Origin of the sequence: Pseudomonas sp. Q12-87, from assembly GCF_001269755.1 — a bacterium.
GTDB classification, from domain to species: Bacteria; Pseudomonadota; Gammaproteobacteria; order Pseudomonadales; family Pseudomonadaceae; genus Aquipseudomonas; species Aquipseudomonas fluorescens_S.
In genome coordinates this window covers 192,335-208,480 of sequence record NZ_LHVI01000004.1, presented here as the reverse complement: position 1 = coordinate 208,480, position 16,146 = coordinate 192,335, and the positions used below count along the sequence as shown (strand labels likewise).

Annotated in this window: 13 protein-coding genes; 6 read left to right on the top strand and 7 right to left on the bottom strand. The window is 62.4% G+C overall.

Annotated elements, in window-relative coordinates:
• Positions 1–333: 333 nt before the first annotated feature.
• On the top strand, positions 334–825 hold the full coding sequence (locus AD663_RS02065; RefSeq protein ID WP_053213180.1) for a hypothetical protein: 492 nt from the start codon (positions 334–336) through the stop codon (positions 823–825).
• A 165-nt stretch (positions 826–990) separates the two neighbouring features.
• Here AD663_RS02065 and AD663_RS02060 read toward each other — a convergent pair whose 3' ends face one another.
• The 7 genes from AD663_RS02060 to AD663_RS02030 form a co-directional block, all read right to left on the bottom strand.
• On the bottom strand, positions 991–1,596 hold the full coding sequence (locus AD663_RS02060) for a nucleotidyltransferase domain-containing protein (protein WP_053213179.1): 606 nt from the start codon (positions 1,594–1,596) through the stop codon (positions 991–993).
• Positions 1,597–1,884: 288 nt separating this feature from the next.
• On the bottom strand, positions 1,885–2,358 hold the full coding sequence (locus AD663_RS02055) for a chemotaxis protein CheW (RefSeq protein ID WP_053213178.1): 474 nt from the start codon (positions 2,356–2,358) through the stop codon (positions 1,885–1,887).
• Entirely contained in the window at positions 2,351–8,284 is a 5,934-nt protein-coding gene (locus AD663_RS02050; RefSeq protein ID WP_053213177.1) for an Hpt domain-containing protein, read from the bottom strand. The genes AD663_RS02055 and AD663_RS02050 overlap by 8 nt, the downstream gene beginning before the upstream one ends.
• 178 nt (positions 8,285–8,462) lie before the next feature.
• Positions 8,463–10,523 (bottom strand): methyl-accepting chemotaxis protein, encoded by a 2,061-nt coding sequence (locus AD663_RS02045; RefSeq protein ID WP_003177504.1) that lies wholly within the window; start codon positions 10,521–10,523, stop codon positions 8,463–8,465.
• 209 nt (positions 10,524–10,732) lie between these two features.
• Positions 10,733–11,272 (bottom strand): chemotaxis protein CheW, encoded by a 540-nt coding sequence (locus AD663_RS02040; protein WP_003177503.1) that lies wholly within the window; start codon positions 11,270–11,272, stop codon positions 10,733–10,735.
• Between the two features lie 10 nt (positions 11,273–11,282).
• Positions 11,283–11,648, bottom strand: coding sequence for a twitching motility response regulator PilH (pilH, locus tag AD663_RS02035; RefSeq protein ID WP_003177502.1), 366 nt, complete (start codon positions 11,646–11,648; stop codon positions 11,283–11,285).
• Between the two features lie 46 nt (positions 11,649–11,694).
• On the bottom strand, positions 11,695–12,123 hold the full coding sequence (locus tag AD663_RS02030) for a PleD family two-component system response regulator (RefSeq protein ID WP_003177501.1): 429 nt from the start codon (positions 12,121–12,123) through the stop codon (positions 11,695–11,697).
• Positions 12,124–12,347: 224 nt separating this feature from the next.
• On the opposite strand from AD663_RS02030, the gene gshB reads away from it, so the two are divergent.
• From gshB to pyrR, 5 genes are all read left to right on the top strand, one after another.
• Positions 12,348–13,319 carry a glutathione synthase gene (gshB, locus tag AD663_RS02025; RefSeq protein ID WP_003177500.1) on the top strand — a complete coding sequence of 324 codons (972 nt, stop codon included), beginning with the start codon at positions 12,348–12,350 and terminating at the stop codon, positions 13,317–13,319.
• Between the two features lie 105 nt (positions 13,320–13,424).
• Positions 13,425–14,321 carry an energy transducer TonB gene (locus AD663_RS02020; protein ID WP_053213258.1) on the top strand — a complete coding sequence of 299 codons (897 nt, stop codon included), beginning with the start codon at positions 13,425–13,427 and terminating at the stop codon, positions 14,319–14,321.
• 213 nt (positions 14,322–14,534) lie between these two features.
• Complete coding sequence (locus AD663_RS02015) at positions 14,535–15,104, top strand: YqgE/AlgH family protein (RefSeq protein ID WP_003177498.1); 570 nt, start codon at positions 14,535–14,537, stop codon at positions 15,102–15,104.
• The gene (gene ruvX, locus AD663_RS02010; RefSeq protein ID WP_003177497.1) at positions 15,104–15,541 is read left to right on the top strand and encodes a Holliday junction resolvase RuvX; all 438 of its coding nucleotides are present in this window, start codon (positions 15,104–15,106) and stop codon (positions 15,539–15,541) included. The genes AD663_RS02015 and ruvX overlap by 1 nt, the downstream gene beginning before the upstream one ends.
• A gap of 82 nt (positions 15,542–15,623) precedes the next feature.
• Positions 15,624–16,130, top strand: a complete 507-nt coding sequence (pyrR, locus tag AD663_RS02005) for a bifunctional pyr operon transcriptional regulator/uracil phosphoribosyltransferase PyrR (RefSeq protein ID WP_003177496.1) — start codon at positions 15,624–15,626, stop codon at positions 16,128–16,130.
• Positions 16,131–16,146: the final 16 nt, after the last annotated feature.

Genomic DNA, 16,146 nt, shown 5'->3' with positions numbered 1-16,146 from the left:
CGGGTTCGCTGTCGTGGGGGTTACCTTAGGAGCGTCGTGGCAGATGCATCAATCAAGGTCAGCGGCGGATCGTTACGGTTGGAGTAATGGTGGGGAAAACGGACCCAGCCTCCTGTGGAGCGAGCTTGCTCGCGATGGCAATGGATCAGTCAACATTGAGCTGGCTGAAACTCCGCAATCTTCCTCCCGTACGCAACCGCTTGTCGGATCGCGGCTTCAACCTGTCAGTCCTGACAGTAGCCAATCCATCCCTTGCAGCGCCGAATACGTTGAACCGCGAACCATGTCCGGTTTGCTGGGCAGGGTCAAAAGCACTGGGACAGGAGAAACCACATGAACCACAACGAGTATGGGCACGACTTTGAGGATGGAGGAAGAAACGGCTGGGAAAATGACACTGGATCCCTGGATGGGATACTCAAGACGGAAGAAGAGGGAGGCCGCAAGAATACTTTCTGGTCCGGCAAGCTGGAATGGAAATCCCCATACCCGTTTATGCCATCTCTCGCCAAGATATTTACCTTTTCTGGTGGAGAAGAAGAGAAAGGATCTCTTTTGACGACCTTCAAGTATCGCGTTCACCCACCGGAGCCAGGGGAAGCAACTGAGATGACGGTCGTTGTTACTAAAGACATATCGCTGGGCTGGAGCGCTGCTTTCACCTTAGGCTCGCAAACTCCAACCGGCAAGTGGCTCCAGAGTCGTAAAATCACAACTTCCTACTTCGGTGGCAGGAGCCACATCCTGATCGGCGCACATTTCGGGGAAGTCGCTTCTCGCAAGGTGGACATCGATGACATTGAGGTTGTGCGCGTATCCCAATAGCGGCTGGATATTCACACCCGACTTATAGGGATTCTACCCAGCGGAAACGGTTTCCTCGACACAGGTTCTCGGCGACCCGATGTATCAGTTTGAAACTGACCCTGTGGGAATGAGTTTGCTCGCGATGGCGTTTGATCAATCGATATGATGTTGGTTGACACACTGCTATCGAGAGCAAGCTCGCTCCCCCAAAGGGTCTTCACCCAGCAAGTTGATCTTGTCCTGCCGCGCTACCCGCACCACGAAGCTGTTACCCGCCGCAAATTTTGCAGCCCAGTCCTGGGGCGTGTAGAGCGTAGGGTTAAGAGGGCGGCCCAGTTGCTCCTCCAGAGGCATAAGCCGCTCCATAACTTCACTGTAGTGCAGGCCTTCGCCGATCAGCATGAGATCTATGTCACTGGATGCGTTCGCCTGGTCTTTGGCGATGGAGCCGTAGACGAACGCCCAACTCAACTGCCTGGAAAACGGCTCCAAGGCTTGGCGCAACGGCTCGGCTATCCCCATGGTTTTTTGAACGATGCCCAACAGTTCCGTGTAGATCGGGCAGTGCACATTGGCTTGGTAATGGGTTTGATTGCCCTGACGAGTCATCAGCAAAATCCCTGAGTTTTGCAAACGCTCCAGCTCCCGCATGAGACTGCCCTTGCCAACTTGAGCCCAGCGAGCAATTTCATTGGCATAGAAACTTCGATCCGGTTTACCGAACAACAGGCCCAGGACCCGTTGCTGAGTGGCCGTGAACAAGGCATCGCTTAGAGAGAGGTGATTCATGGCAAAGGCTATAAGTCCCAAAAAGGGAACGATAGGTCCCTTTTTGGGACTTGTCAAGCTCAGCACCTATGCGCTGCTTGTTCTGAATGGTGGGTTCGACGCCAATAAAAGAGATACAGCCTGACTTCTGGCAGCAAACTCCTGTGGCGAGGGAGCTTGCTCCCGCTGGGCTGCGAAGCGGCCCCAAAAAAGAGCGGCCGCTGCGCGCCCGAGCGGGAGCAAGCTCCCTCGCCACAGGGTGTCGGTGGACCGATCTATCAGGTGGATGACTCTTATGGGGTAGCGGACTCAGGCACTCATCAATCCGGCCGCCACCACCAACTCCTCCAACGCCAACAAGTCCGGCACTTTCGCCACATGTTCCCCCACCTGCACCGCCGCCTGCTCCAACCCGCACAGTGGCACGTCGACGTAGCTCAATTGGCTGTCGAGTTTGTAGGAGCGCGGGATGCCTTGCACCAGCAGTGCGATGAAGCGCAGTTCCGGGCGTCCGCCCAGGGCGTTGAGGATGACGATGCGGGCCCGCTCGCCGAGCACGGTTTTCTGGCCGCAGGCCGACTCGAAGCTCAGCAGCGGTATTTGCCGTTCGCGCCAGCTCACCCAGCCGAGGAACCACGGCGGGGTGTCCATATCGAAGGCGCTGCTCTGGTAGTCGATCAGTTCGGCCACGGCCACATTGGGCAGGATCAGGTGCCGGTCGGCCAAGGGCAGCAGCAGGCCGGTGAGGTGGCTGGTGCGCTGGTGAAAATGCAGGTCATGCATGGGTCTTGCTCCAGCGGGCGATGCTGTCGAGCAGCACCGATTCCTGGTACGGCTTGCCCAGGTAGTCGTTGACGCCGATGGCCATGGCGCGGTCGCGGTGTTTCTGGCCGGTACGGGAGGTGATCATGATGATCGGCAGGTGCGCCAGGCGCGGGTCGTTGCGCACTTGCGTGGCCACTTCGAAGCCGTCCATGCGCGGCATCTCGATGTCCAGCAGCATCAGATCCGGGGAGTGCTCAGCCAGCAGTGCCATCGCGTCCACGCCGTCCTTGGCGGTGAGGACGTGCATGCCATGGCGTTCCAGCAGGCGGCTGGTGACCTTGCGCACCGTCACCGAGTCGTCCACCACCAGCACCAGCAACGGCCGCTGGTGCTCGCCCTCACCTTGCGCCGCCAACGGACGGCGCGGGACCTGGTGAGGCAAGGCGCGGATCGGCGCCAGCAGGTCGAGGATCAATACCACCCGGCCATCCCCCAGGATGGTCGCGCCGGATAGGCCCTGCACCGAGGAAAATTGCGGGCCGAGGCTCTTGACCACAATCTCGCGGGTCCCGGCGGTCGCGTCTACTTGCACCGCGACATGCCGCTCGTTGCACTGGATCAGCAGCACCGGCAAGGGTTGGCTCTGGCCCAGCAGTTTCGGGCGGGCGCCGGTCTTCAGCAGTTCGCCCAGGTAGCACAGTTCATAACGCTGGCCGGCATAGCTGTAGGTCGGCGGATCGAGCTGGTAATAACCGTCCAGTTCGGCGGGCAATACCCGGACGATGCTGTCAATGGTGTTCAACGGGATCGCGTACAGGTCGTCATGACACTGCACCATCAATGCCCGGTTGACCGCCACGGTGAACGGCAGGCGAATGCGAAAATGCACGCCCTGCCCGGGCGTCGAGTCGATGACCATGCTGCCGCCCAGTTGCCGCACCTCTTCATGGACCACGTCCATGCCAACGCCGCGCCCGGATATCTGAGTGATTTTTTCCGCCGTGGAGAACCCCGGCTGGAGGATGAACTGCAACACGTCACGGTCGCTGATGTCGCTGTCCGGCGTCAGCAGGCCGCGCTTGATTGCCTTGCGCCGCACCGCCTCCAAGGGCACACCGGCACCGTCGTCGCGGATGTCGAAAATGATGTCGCCGCCTTCCCGGGACAAGTCAAGGCTGATGCGTCCCCGGGCCGGCTTGCCGGCGGCGATACGCACATCGGCCGGCTCCAGGCCGTGGTCGACGGCGTTGCGCAGCATGTGCTCCAACGGCGCGGCCATGCGTTCGAGCACGTTGCGATCCATCTCGCCCTCGGCATTGCCGACCACGAATTCCACGTCCTTGCCAAGCTCCTGCGCCACCTGCCGGACGATACGCTTGAGGCGCGGGAGCATGCGCTCGAACGGAACCATGCGCGTACGCATCAGCCCTTCCTGGAGCTCGGTGTTGATGCGTCCTTGCTGTTGCAGAAGGTTCTCGGCGTCGTGGTTGCCGCGATCGAGGGTTTCCTTCAGGTCGAGCAGGTCCGAGGCGGACTCGAACAGCGCCCGGGACAACTGCTGCAACTGGGAATGCCGGTCCATCTCCAACGGGTCGAACTCTTCGTAGCCCAGGCGCTCGGCCTCAACCTGCTGGCGGCTGAGAATCCGCCCCTGGGTTTCGGTATCCAGGCGCCGCAACTGGTCGCGCATACGCTCGATGGTGGTTTCCATCTCGCTCAGGGCCACACGAGCGTCGTTGACCTGCTGTTCGATACGCCCACGGAAGATCGACGTCTCGCCGGCCAGGTTCACCAGGTCGTCGAGCAGCTCGGCGGAGACCTTGACCATGTCGGCACCGTCGCTGGGGACCGCCGGCTCGGTTCGGGCGGGCGCCGACGTCGGCGCCGCAGGCGGCGCAGAGACCGGCTCCGGGACCGCGACGGCTTGAGGCGTTTCAGGCTCCTGCGGATGATTCACCGCCTGGATCTGCGTGATCAGCCGATCAGCCAACGGGCACGGTTGCCCGGCGCGCACCGCGTCGAGCATCTGCGCCAATCGGTCATGGCTGCTTTGCAGCAAGGTGAACAATGCCGGACTCGGTTGCAGCAGCCCCGCCGACAGGCCTTCGTAAAGGTTCTCCAGTTCATGGGCGAGGTCACCGATGGGCCCGATTTCCACCATTCGCGCACCGCCCTTGAGCGTGTGCAAATCTCGCAGGAGGGTTTCCACGGCCTGGCGATTCGACGGTTCCGCCTGCCAGCGCAGCAACGCCGCACTGGAGCTGTCGAGGATGTCGAAGCCCTCTTCGAGGAAGATTTCAAGCAGCTCCGGATCGTGACCGGCCGCATCGCCCTGGGCCGTCCCGGCGGCGTCGATGGCACTGGGTTGGTCCTGACGAAACCGGCGTATGGCATCGATCAATGCAACGGGATCGCCCAACGGCTGGCCCTGCTGCAATTGCCCAAGCAGCAGGTCCAGGCGCTCGTGGCTGCTGTTGAGCAGTTGCGCCAGTTCCTCGCTGTGGCTGTAGCGGCGGTCCACCAGGCCTTCGTAGAGGTTTTCCAGTTCCTGGGCCAGGTCGCTCACGGGGCGCACGCCCGCCATCCGCGCCCCGCCCTTGAGGGTGTGCAAATCCCGCTGCAACGAAGACAGCGGCGCGCCGTTGTCCGGATCGGCCAGCCAACGTTGCAACGCCTGGGCAGCGCTTTCGAGAATGTCCTGGGCTTCTTCGAGAAAGATCGCGGCAATATCATCGTCCACCGACGTGTCGGCGGGGGTTTCACGTTCAAGCTCAGCGGTGGCATTGCCCAGCTCGCGGATACTCAGGGTGCGGCTGCCGTCGCTGCGGATCAGACCGGTTGCCGCCGGATCGAGACTGGCCTCAAGCAGGCTGCGCAAGGCTTGTACCCGTTCGGGCTGCGGGCGCACATGCTGCCCGGCTGCCAGTTCATCGAGCATGTCGATAAGTGCTTCATGGGCGCGCTGCGCCTCTTGGAAAAACCCGTCGCTGACCGCCAGGCTGCTTTCTTCCACCGCGCCGTAGAGATCCAGCAAGGCTTCGCAAAGCTCGTCCACCGGATGCAAGTCGGCCAAATGCGCGCCTTCACCCAGGGTGGTCAGCTCATCCAGCAGCGCACTCAATTCCTGGCCTTCGCCGGGATGCTGCTGCCAGCGCTGCAACAGGCTTTCGGCGTCCAGCAGGATGTCCATGCCCTGGGCGAGGAAGTTGTTGATCAGTTGCGGATCACGCTTGGTCCGCAGCCCTTTGTCCGGTGTGCTGAGGGCCGCTTGCAGACGCTCGGCCAACTGAGCCTGGGCGCGGCGAATCAGGTCCTCGGCGCCGGGGATCGCTGCCAGTGGCTCGTTGTGCAGTTGCCGCAGCCCCAGCCGCAGCAGACCCTCGGCTTCCAGTAGCAGGTCGATTTCATCCAGATCGAGGGCGATCAGGTGCGCCTTGTACTCCCGGGCCAGGTCGTCCATCGCCCCGGCCAACTCGGCGATCGGTAGCACCCCGGCCATCGATGCACTGCCCTTGAGGGTGTGCAAGGCCCGCTGCAACTCATCGCTGGCCTGCAACGGCAAGTGGTCGGCGGCCTGCTCAAGAAAATGATTGAGACTGGCCAGGTGGCCCTGGGCTTCGTTGCCGAAGATTTTCAATAACAAGGGATCGAGGGCGGCGACATCCTGCTCGTCGTCATCCTCTTCATCGTTGCCCTTGGCGAGGGCATGGGCGCGGGCGGCCAGTCGATCGACGTCGTCGCGTTGGCGCTGCTGACTGTCGGCGAATTCGGCCACCAGCGCCGGCAGCAATTGCACCGTGTCCGCGATCAACTGGCGAACCGTCGTACCCGCTTCGACGCTGTGCTCCAGCACCCGGTTGAGCAGGTTTTCCATGGCCCAGGCCAGTTCACCCAGCACCAATGCGCGCACCATCCGGCCACTGCCCTTGAGGGTGTGGAACGCCCGGCGCAGCTCGCCCAGGGCGTCATGATCGTCGGGATGGGCGTTCCAGCGCGGCAGGTACTCACGCAGGACGTCCAGCACCTCGGCGGTTTCCTCGAGGAAGACTTCGCGCAACTCATCGTCCACCGGGTGCTCATCCGTCGGTGGCGGCAGCAGGCTGCCCGGGGTATTGCGGGCCGGCGGGTTCACCGCCGAGACCGGACTGGCCAGCACTTGGGCGAGGGACTGCACCGTCTGCGGGTCATTCAGCTCCTGCAAGTCGTGCATGACCTGGGCCTCATTGGGGCTCAGCACATCGTCGAGCAACGGAACCCGCGCTTCGTCAGGGAAATAGCCGAGGGCCGCCAGGCTCCGTTCGACGCCATCGAGCAAAGGCTCACCGGGGGTTTCCGGATCCTCGCTCAGCCGTTCCAGGTAATATTCGAGGCCGGTAATCACATCGGCCAGATGATCGAGTTCCTCCCAGCCTGGCTGGGCATGTTCCAGCAGCAGATGCTCGCGGATGAAACCGTTGCAAGCCTCCACCAGCCCGGCGGCGCGGCCCAGCGGGATCATCGCCAACGCGCCACGGACCTGGGTCAGCAGCGCCGGCAAGGGCTCCAACTGTTCGCTGTTCCAGTCAGCGTCGATGTAGTCGACGATCATGTCCTTGGCCTGCTGCAAGCAGGTGTGGGCCTCCTTGATGACGATCTGGTGGATCTGGGTCAGGTCGGTGGTGGGCAGTTGGGTGTCTTCGCGGCTTTCGGGCTCGACGGTGCCGACCATGCCGGCCAGGGTCGCCTCGACATACAGCAAGGCGCCGGCGACATCCATCAGGGTCGCGTCATCCGGCTCGCGCTGGCCCTGGGCGAGGCTCAGCACCACCGCCAATTGGTCGATGATGACTTTGCGCGGCTGGCCGAAACCGAGCACCGCCAGGGTATCGGCGATCTGCCGCAAGGGCGCCAGCAGGCTGTCCAGCTCCGAGGCGTGCTGACGGTCGCTGCGCACGAACAGGTCGAGGCGTTCCTTGACCCGCACCAGTTCTTCACAGAGCGCGGTGAGCACCGAGCGCATGGCATCGCGGTCGGGCCCGGCCAGGCGCGCGCGTTCTTCGTCGACCATGGCGCTGTCAGGCAGCGCGTCGTCCAGTGAGTAGCGTTCTTTCATGATGTGCATCTGCCCGCTGGGATGTTCGGCCTTGGCAATATAGAACAACAAGCTCTTGAGCAGGTGGGGCGGTGCCGGTTGATTGATGCCTGACATGCCCTGGTCGAGCAAGCGCTTGAGTTCCTTGTCGGCTTCCTTGAACAGGCTGCGCAGCGCCGGGCTGTTGGCGATGCGCCCTTCACGCATGCCTTCGACCAGTGCCGAAGCCACCTGCCACAGCTCATTGAGCGGCGCTGCGGCGCACAGGCCCTCGAGGCGGTGGAAGACCTTGGCCAGGTAACCGAGATGGGTCGCATCGTCCTGTTCGCGCAGCAGGCCCGCCAGTGCCACTTGCAGGGTCTGGCGCAATTTGCGCAACGTGTTCGGCAGATCCGGCGGTTCGAGGCGCTTTAGGGCCTCGTCCTGGAGCGGCGCAATGTCGGGCAGCTCGGGACTGAACAGGCTGGTCTCCGACAACAGGCTCTCGCCCCGGGCACTGCGCAGGTCGTTGATCAGCGGCAGCACCACCAGCGGCAGGTCACGACGGGCGCTTTGTATGCGGTCCAGGTAGATCGGCAACTGGCCCAGGGCCTGGCTCAACAGGCTGATGGCTTCGTCACGATGGGCGATGCGGTTGTCTTGCAGGGCAGCGCACAGTTGCTCCATTTCCTCGGCCAGCAACGCCGCGCCGTAGAATTCGATCATCTGCAGGCCGCCGTGCACCTGGTGAATGCAGGCCAGGCATTGCCCAAGGGCATCCGCTGCCTGCGGATCGTCCAGCAGGCGGTTGAGGGCCAGATGGGCCTGCTTCAGCGTTTCGGCAATCTCGCCCTTGACCCATTCCAGGGCCACATAGTCGTGCCGATCACCCATAACCACTCCAAATCAAAGTCGTATGCCTGGGGCACGGACGAGAACCCCGTGGCGAGGGAGCTTGCTCCCGTTTGAGCGCGCAGCGCTCACACAATCTCTGGGGCGGCTGCGCCACCCAGCGGGAGCAAGCTCCCTCGCCACACGCTTGCACCAGGTAAATCCCCTTCCTGCCGGTCAGTCACCCTTTGTTCTCTTCAACCACCGGCCCCGCCGGCAAGGTAAACCCGGACACCGAGCGGCGTAGCTGGCTGGCCATTTTTGCCAGGTTGCCAATGCTTTCGGCGGTGGCGGTGGAGCCGGACGAGGTCTGCGTGGTGATTTGCTGGATCACATTCATGGTCAACGAAATCTGCCCCGCCGAGCTGGTCTGTCGCTGCGCCGCGTTGGAGATGCTCTGGATCAGCGCCGCCAGGGTCTTGGACACGCCTTCGATTTCTTCCAGGGCGACGCCGGCGTCCTGGGCCAGGCGAGCACCGCGCACCACTTCCGTGGTGGTCTGCTCCATGGAAATCACCGCCTCGTTGGTGTCGGCCTGGATCGCCCGCACCAGGGTTTCGATCTGCCGGGTCGCCGCTGAAGAGCGCTCCGCCAGCCGCTGCACTTCATCGGCCACCACTGCGAACCCGCGCCCGGCATCACCGGCCATGGACGCCTGAATGGCGGCATTGAGGGCCAGGATGTTGGTCTGGTCGGCGATGTCGTCGATCAGGCTGACAATGTCGCCAATTTCCTGGGACGACTCGCCCAGGCGCTTGATGCGCTTGGCGGTGTCCTGGATCTGCTCGCGAATGTTGTCCATGCCATGAATGGTGTTGTGCACCACCTCGTTGCCCTTGTTGGCGATCTCCACCGAACGCTCGGCCACCGCCGACGACTCGGCGGCATTGGCCGATACCTGGTCGATGGACTGGGCCATCTCATTGATTGAAGCCGATGCTTCGGAAATTTGCTGGGCCTGATGCTCGGATGCCTGGGCCAGGTGCATCGCCGTGGCCTGGGTTTCCTGCACGGCAGCGGCGACCTGGCCGGCGGTGAGGTTGATGGTCGCCACCAGGTCGCGCAATTGATCCACCGAGTAGTTGATGGAGTCGGCGATGGTGCCGGTGAAGTCCTCGGTGACCGAAGCGGTAACGGTCAGGTCGCCGTCGGCCAGGTCTTCGATTTCGTCCAGGAGCCGCATGATCGCGTTCTGGTTGCGCTCGTTCTTCTCTGCGGTTTCGCGCAGTTGGCGATTGGTTTCACGGACCATCACCAGGCCGATCAGGATGATCGACATCAGCGCCAGCAGGCCCAGTACGTAGCCGCCGATGGTGTTGACGGAGCGTCCGCCGGCCAGGTTCTCGAAGGCCGTGGCCAGGTGCGAAGCCTCGTCGAGCAGGGTCTGCGACAGGTTGAAGATATTGCCGGCCGACTCACGAACCTTGAACAGCTCCGGGGAGGTTTCGAGGATTTCATCCACCGAACCGGAGACGAATTCGAAAAGCTCGCTGATTTCAGTCAGGCGCGCCCGGGCATCGCGATCCTGGACCTGGGAGATCTTCAAGGTCGGGTCACCTTGCAGCATGCCGTTAAGCACCTGGCCGAACCGGGCGGCGTCGCGGCCAAAGGTGTCGGCGGCCTGGCTGGCGTTTTCATCCCCGGCCAGCACGGTATTCACCGCGCCTAGAATCCGCTCGGCCAGCAGCGACTGGCGCTGGGCCATGGCGACCTGGGCGGCAGGCGCGCCGCGTTGCAGGAGGATCTCGACGACTTTTTCGTATTCGACCTGCAATTGCGGCACGGTTTCGGCCAGGGTGGCCGCCACCTGGTGCAGCGACAGCACGGTTTGTTCGCTGGACAGGATCGCATCGGTGTTCTGCAGCAGCCGTTCCCAATCCAATTGCACCGCGCGCATTTGCGGGCGCAGGGTGGCGGGCGCCGGTGGCAGGCCGGTCACCGGATCACCCTGCTTCAGGTAGCCCCAACGCTGGGCAAAATCATTGCGCGCGTCGCTCAGCAATTTAAAGGCCGCAGGCTTGCCGGCGGCGGCCTCGGTGGCGTTCTTGGCGATGCGCTGGGAAAGCACCCGCAATTCACCGGCGTGACCAATGTACTGTTTGTCGTAAGTGGACTGGGTGTTGAGGTAAGCGAAGTTGGCGAACAGCAGCACGATGAAGATGATCAATGCGACGAACAGCACGATGATCTGCGAACGACTGCGCGACGCTTCCAGTGGCTTGCCTGTTTTTGCCTTGATCATCGATTCTCGCCTGTACTGCCCAATCAACTCACTGCTTTATCAGTGGGGCCACTGCCTTGCTTACCTGTCAGACCGAGTCGCCGTCTTCGCGAGCAAGCCCGCCCCCCACATCGATCTGCTGTGAACTCAAAACCTTGTGAGCACCACAGATCCAATGTGGGAGCGGGCTTGCCCGCGAAGAGGCCAGCCCGTTCATTCGAGATTTTTCGTCAAACAGCCACATCCATGAACCCCGGTGACCGCGTCAACGCAAACGGGCTGAATACCTGCCACGCCTGCTCACCCCGGAACTGCCCTTTGACGAAGGCTGACTCCGGGCCGTCGAGGTCGTCGACCAGTGTCGGCTCCAGGCTATCCTGGGCGAAATGCTGCAGCCCGAGGACTTCGTCCACCAGCAATCCGGCGAACACCTCGTCGCGATCCACCACCAACACGCGTCGCTGTTTGCGCACCGTCGACAGTTCATGGCCGAAAAAACCGCACAGGTCCATCAACGGCAACAATCGCCCCCGCAGGTTAGCCACGCCACGGACCCATGGCTTGACCCCGGGCAACTGTGTGTAACGTGGCTCGTGCAGCACTTCGCTGACTTCGCCCATGGGCGCCACGTACCAGTGTTCGCCCAGGCGAAAGCCGATGCCGCTCCAACTGTCGCGGTGGGTCGGCTGCGAAGGCAGGTCCGCCCCCAGCAACCGGCAGCGCCGATCGATCTGCAGCAGCAGCTCGAATGCGGTCAGGGACTGGCTCATGGCCGCGCCGTCAACCCGCCAGCACTTTGTTCAGGGTCGCGATCAGGGTTTCTTCGTCCACCGGTTTGGTCAGGTAATCCTTCGCACCCTGGCGCGTGCCCCAGACCTTGTCGGTTTCCTGATCCTTGGTGGTGATGATGATCACCGGGATGTGCCCGGTGTCCGGGTCCTTGGTCAACTGGCGTGTGGCCTGGAAACCGTTGAGGCCCGGCATGACGATATCCATCAGCACGGCGTCGGGTTTTTCCTGGCGAGCCAGGGCCACGCCATCGGCGCCATTTTCGGCCTTCAGGACCTGGTGGCCGTGCTTTTCCAGCATGCCGGTCAGTTTGTACATTTCGGTCGGCGAGTCATCGACGATCAGGATACGTGCCATGGTGTTCCCCATTTTTCTTGACCCCAGGCCCATTGGCCGAGCGTCATTAATATGCCTGGTGCGGCTGGACAGCGGCAAAGCCCGGGACATGGGCCTGTATCGCCCCCAGCAGTTCTTCCTTGCTGAACGGTTTGGTCAAAAACTGATCGGAGCCGACGATGCGCCCCTTGGCCTTGTCGAACAGGCCGTCCCGGGACGACAGCATGATCACCGGCGTGGCCTTGAATGCGCTGTTGTTCTTGATCAGGGCACAGGTCTGGTAGCCGTCCAGGCGCGGCATCATGATGTCGACAAAGATGATGCCCGGCTGATGGTCGGCAATCTTGGCCAGGGCATCGAAGCCGTCGACGGCCGTGATCACCTCGCAGCCCACGTTGCGCAGCAAGGTTTCGGCGGTGCGGCGGATGGTCTTCGAGTCGTCGATGACCATGACCTTCAAGGCGCTGGGTTGCTGTTGCGTAGGATGCTCTGCCATTGCCGCTGCGGACCGGTTTTTATCGCTTAAGAGTGAACGACAGCGCAAACCCTTGATGTTCAAGGCCCGCACGTCACATGGCAGCCTTTTTAGCACAGTCTCCATCGCCGATCTATCGGCCGCTCGGCGCGGCGGTTTTTCCTTGACCGCCAATCTTCCGGGCGCCACTCTGACGCCACTTTTTCACGCCATTTGTGCCCACCACATTTTCGAGGAACCAAGCCATGAGCGTACGCGTCGGCATTGTCATGGACCCTATCGCCAGCATTTCCTATAAAAAGGATAGCTCGCTGGCCATGCTGCTGGCCGCTCAAAAGCGCGGCTGGGAGCTGTTCTACATGGAGCAGCGCGACCTCTACCAGGCCGAAGGCCAGGCGCGGGCGCGGATGAAGCCATTGAAGGTCTTCGCCAACCCCGAGAAGTGGTTCGAGCTGGGCGAGGAAAGCGATGCGCTGCTGAGCGATCTGGATGTGATCCTGATGCGCAAGGATCCGCCGTTCGACATGGAATTCGTGTACTCCACCTACCTGCTGGAGCAGGCTGAAAACGCCGGCGTGCTGGTGGTCAACAAACCCCAGAGCCTGCGCGACTGCAATGAAAAGCTGTTCGCCACACTGTTTCCGCAGTGCACGCCGCCGACCATCGTCAGCCGTCGCCCGGACGTGTTGCGCGAATTCGCCGACCATCACGGCGACGTGATCCTCAAGCCCCTGGACGGCATGGGCGGTTCCTCGATCTTCCGGCACACCGCCGGCCACCCGAACCTGTCCGTGATCCTGGAAACCCTGACCCTGCATGGCAAGCAGCAAATCATGATCCAGGGTTACCTGCCGGCCATCGTCGATGGCGACAAGCGCATCCTGATGATCGACGGTGAGCCAGTGGACTATTGCCTGGCGCGCATCCCGGCCGCCGGCGAAACCCGCGGCAACCTGGCGGCGGGTGGCCGTGGCGAAGCGCGTCCGTTGACCGACAAGGACCGCTGGATCGCCGCCCAGGTCGGCCCGACCCTGCGTGAGAAAGGCCTGTTGTTCGTGGGCCTGGACGTGATTGGCGAGCACCTGACGGAAATCAACGTCACCAGCCCGACGTGCATCCGCGAGATCGACAACGCCTTTGGCACCGACATTGGCGGCATGCTGATGGATGCGATAGAGAAGCAGCTGCAAGCTATAAGCTTCAAGCGGCAAGTTTGATACGGACGACATACAGCTTGTCACTTGCAGCTTGAAGCTTGCAGCTAAAAACCAACATTGCGTTATCATGCCGGGCCTGAAAAACGCGATGTTGGTTTTGCTGCCATGACACTCCCGTCCGATCTGCCTCTAGAGCTCGCCCATCGTGGCGTGCGCCCGGCTGATCGCCTCGGTTTTACCCTGTTCCTGGCGGCTTTGATCCACCTGGCCTTGCTGCTGGGCGTCGGGTTTGCCTCGGTCGAACCCAAGCAGATCAGCCAGACCCTGGAAATCACCCTGGCGACCTTCAAGAGCGAAACCAAGCCGGCAAAGGCGGATTTCCTGGCCCAGGACAACCAGCAAGGCAGTGGCACCCTGGAAAAGAAGGCGATCCCCAAGACCACCGAGATCGCGCCATTCCAGGACAACACGGTACAGAAAGTCACCCCGCCGCCGGCAGCCAAGCCCGAGGTCCAGGAAACGGCGCCCAAGGCGGCCGTGACCACTGTGGCGCCGAAGCCGAAAAAAGCCCCGGTCAAGGAAGAGGTCAAGCCCGACCCCAAGCCCAAGGCGCCTGCCCCGAGCTTCGACAGCTCACAATTGTCCAGCGACATCGCCAGCCTGGAAGCCGAACTGGCCCAGGAGCAACAGCTCTACGCCAAGCGCCCGCGCATCCATCGCCTGAGCGCCGCTTCGACCATGCGCGACAAGGGTGCCTGGTACAAAGATGAGTGGCGCAAGAAAGTCGAGCGCATCGGCAACCTCAATTACCCCGACGAAGCACGCCGCAAGCAGATCTACGGCAACCTGCGGCTAATGGTCTCGATCAACCGCGACGGCTCGCTGTATGAAGTGCTGGTGCTCGAATCCTCCGGCCAGCCACTGCTGGACCAGGCCGCCCAGCGGATCGTGCGTCTGGCGGCCCCATTCGCGCCGTTTACCGGGGACTTGTCGGACATCGACCGACTGGAAATCATCCGCACCTGGAAGTTTGCCCGGGGCGATCGGCTGTCCAGTAACTGAGCCATGTAGATAGCCTGAGCCTGCCGCGGATCCCCTGTGGGAGTGGGCTTGCCCGCGAAGGCGGCGGTCCTGCCACAGGAGATCCATCGGATGTGCTGGCGCCTTCGCGAGCAAGCTCGCTCCCACATTTGATCGGTGTCGCCCACCAGATCGAGGCATTTCCTGCGCATCCCCAGCTTGTCAGTTCGGCCCTGCGCCGCCACACTAGCGCCTATGAAAAACGTCAGCCCCACCTACCTCAAGCATCAATTCCTGATTGCCATGCCGCACATGGCCGATCCGAACTTTGCCCACACCTTGACCTACATCGTCGAGCACACGGCCAATGGGGCCATGGGGCTGGTGGTCAATCGCCCGCAGGAACTGAACCTGGCGGACATTCTTGAGCAACTGCGCCCCGATGTAGAACCGCCACTCCTGTGCCAGCACGTACCGATCTTCATTGGCGGCCCGGTGCAGACCGATCGCGGCTTCGTTCTCCATCCGTCGGGCCCTAAATACCAAGCCACGGTAGACCTCAACGGCGTGTCGCTGTCGACTTCGCAGGACGTGCTGTTCGCCATCGCCGACGGTGTCGGCCCGGAAAAAAGCCTGATTGCCCTCGGCTATGCCGGCTGGGAACCTGGGCAACTGGAAGCCGAACTGGCCGACAACGCCTGGCTGACCTGCCCGTTCGACGCCGACATCCTGTTCAACACCAGCAGCGAACTGCGCCTGGAAGCTGCGGCCAGTCGGTTGGGGGTCAACCTCAGCCTGCTCACCAGCCAGGCGGGACACGCCTGATGGCCCTGCGCCTGCTGCTGGGCTTCGACTACGGCACCAAACAGATCGGCGTGGCGGTCGGCCAGGTCATTACTGGCCAGGCCCGCGAATTGTGCACATTGAAGGCGCAGAACGGCGTTCCGGACTGGAACCAGGTCGAAGCGCTGATCAAGGAATGGAAACCCGATGCCGTGGTGGTCGGCCTGCCATTGAATATGGACGGCACACCCAGCGACATGTGCCTGCGCGCTGAAAAATTCGCCCGCCGGCTCAACGGCCGCTACAACCTGCCCTTCTATACCCATGACGAACGCCTGACCACCTTCGAGGCCAAGGGCGAGCGCCTGGTGCGTGGCGGGCAGAAAGGCAGTTACCGCGACAACCCGGTGGACGCCATCGCCGCCGCCCTGCTGCTGCAAGGCTGGCTCGATGCCAACGCCGCCCTGTTCGAAACCTGATTTTTTGAAAGCGCCGCAAGGCGCTTTCTCTTAGCGATAGACCGCGCCACCCACCCCGGCCCGGGAACCTGAAGGAGCCAGCATGAGCCTGCCCAATCCTGCCGAACTGATCAGCCAGATGGCGATTCGTCTTACGGCACACCTGGAACAACGCGGCATCAGCGAACCGCGCTACATCGGCATTCGCACCGGTGGCGTCTGGGTCGCCCAGGCCTTGCTCGAAGAATTGGGCAGCCCATCGCCGTTGGGCACCCTGGACGTGTCTTTCTACCGCGACGACTTCAGCCAGAACGGCCTGCACCCGCAAGTACGCCCGTCGGCCCTGCCTTTCGAGATCGAAGGCCAGCACCTGGTGCTGATCGACGACGTACTGATGAGCGGCCGGACCATCCGCGCCGCCATGAACGAACTGTTCGACTACGGCCGCCCGGCCAGCGTGACGCTGGTCTGCCTGCTGGACCTGGACGCCGCCGAGCTGCCGATCCGCCCGAACGTGGTCGGCGCAACCTTGACGCTGGCCGCCCATGAGCGGGTCAAGCTCTCCGGACCGTCGCCGCTGCAACTCGAACTGCAAGACCTTGCCCTTTAACTGCCCTTGTAAGAGT

Bases quoted from the DNA above. Each gene is read 5' to 3' on its own strand.
- AD663_RS02065 (WP_053213180.1), top strand. From the start codon at position 334: ATGAACCACAACGAGTATGGGCACGACTTTGAGGATGGAGGAAGAAAC.
- AD663_RS02060 (WP_053213179.1), bottom strand. From the start codon at position 1,596: ATGAATCACCTCTCTCTAAGCGATGCCTTGTTCACGGCCACTCAGCAA.
- AD663_RS02055 (WP_053213178.1), bottom strand. From the start codon at position 2,358: ATGCATGACCTGCATTTTCACCAGCGCACCAGCCACCTCACCGGCCTG.
- AD663_RS02050 (WP_053213177.1), bottom strand. From the start codon at position 8,284: ATGGGTGATCGGCACGACTATGTGGCCCTGGAATGGGTCAAGGGCGAG.
- AD663_RS02045 (WP_003177504.1), bottom strand. From the start codon at position 10,523: ATGATCAAGGCAAAAACAGGCAAGCCACTGGAAGCGTCGCGCAGTCGT.
- AD663_RS02040 (WP_003177503.1), bottom strand. From the start codon at position 11,272: ATGAGCCAGTCCCTGACCGCATTCGAGCTGCTGCTGCAGATCGATCGG.
- pilH (WP_003177502.1), bottom strand. From the start codon at position 11,648: ATGGCACGTATCCTGATCGTCGATGACTCGCCGACCGAAATGTACAAA.
- AD663_RS02030 (WP_003177501.1), bottom strand. From the start codon at position 12,123: ATGGCAGAGCATCCTACGCAACAGCAACCCAGCGCCTTGAAGGTCATG.
- gshB (WP_003177500.1), top strand. From the start codon at position 12,348: ATGAGCGTACGCGTCGGCATTGTCATGGACCCTATCGCCAGCATTTCC.
- AD663_RS02020 (WP_053213258.1), top strand. From the start codon at position 13,425: ATGACACTCCCGTCCGATCTGCCTCTAGAGCTCGCCCATCGTGGCGTG.
- AD663_RS02015 (WP_003177498.1), top strand. From the start codon at position 14,535: ATGAAAAACGTCAGCCCCACCTACCTCAAGCATCAATTCCTGATTGCC.
- ruvX (WP_003177497.1), top strand. From the start codon at position 15,104: ATGGCCCTGCGCCTGCTGCTGGGCTTCGACTACGGCACCAAACAGATC.
- pyrR (WP_003177496.1), top strand. From the start codon at position 15,624: ATGAGCCTGCCCAATCCTGCCGAACTGATCAGCCAGATGGCGATTCGT.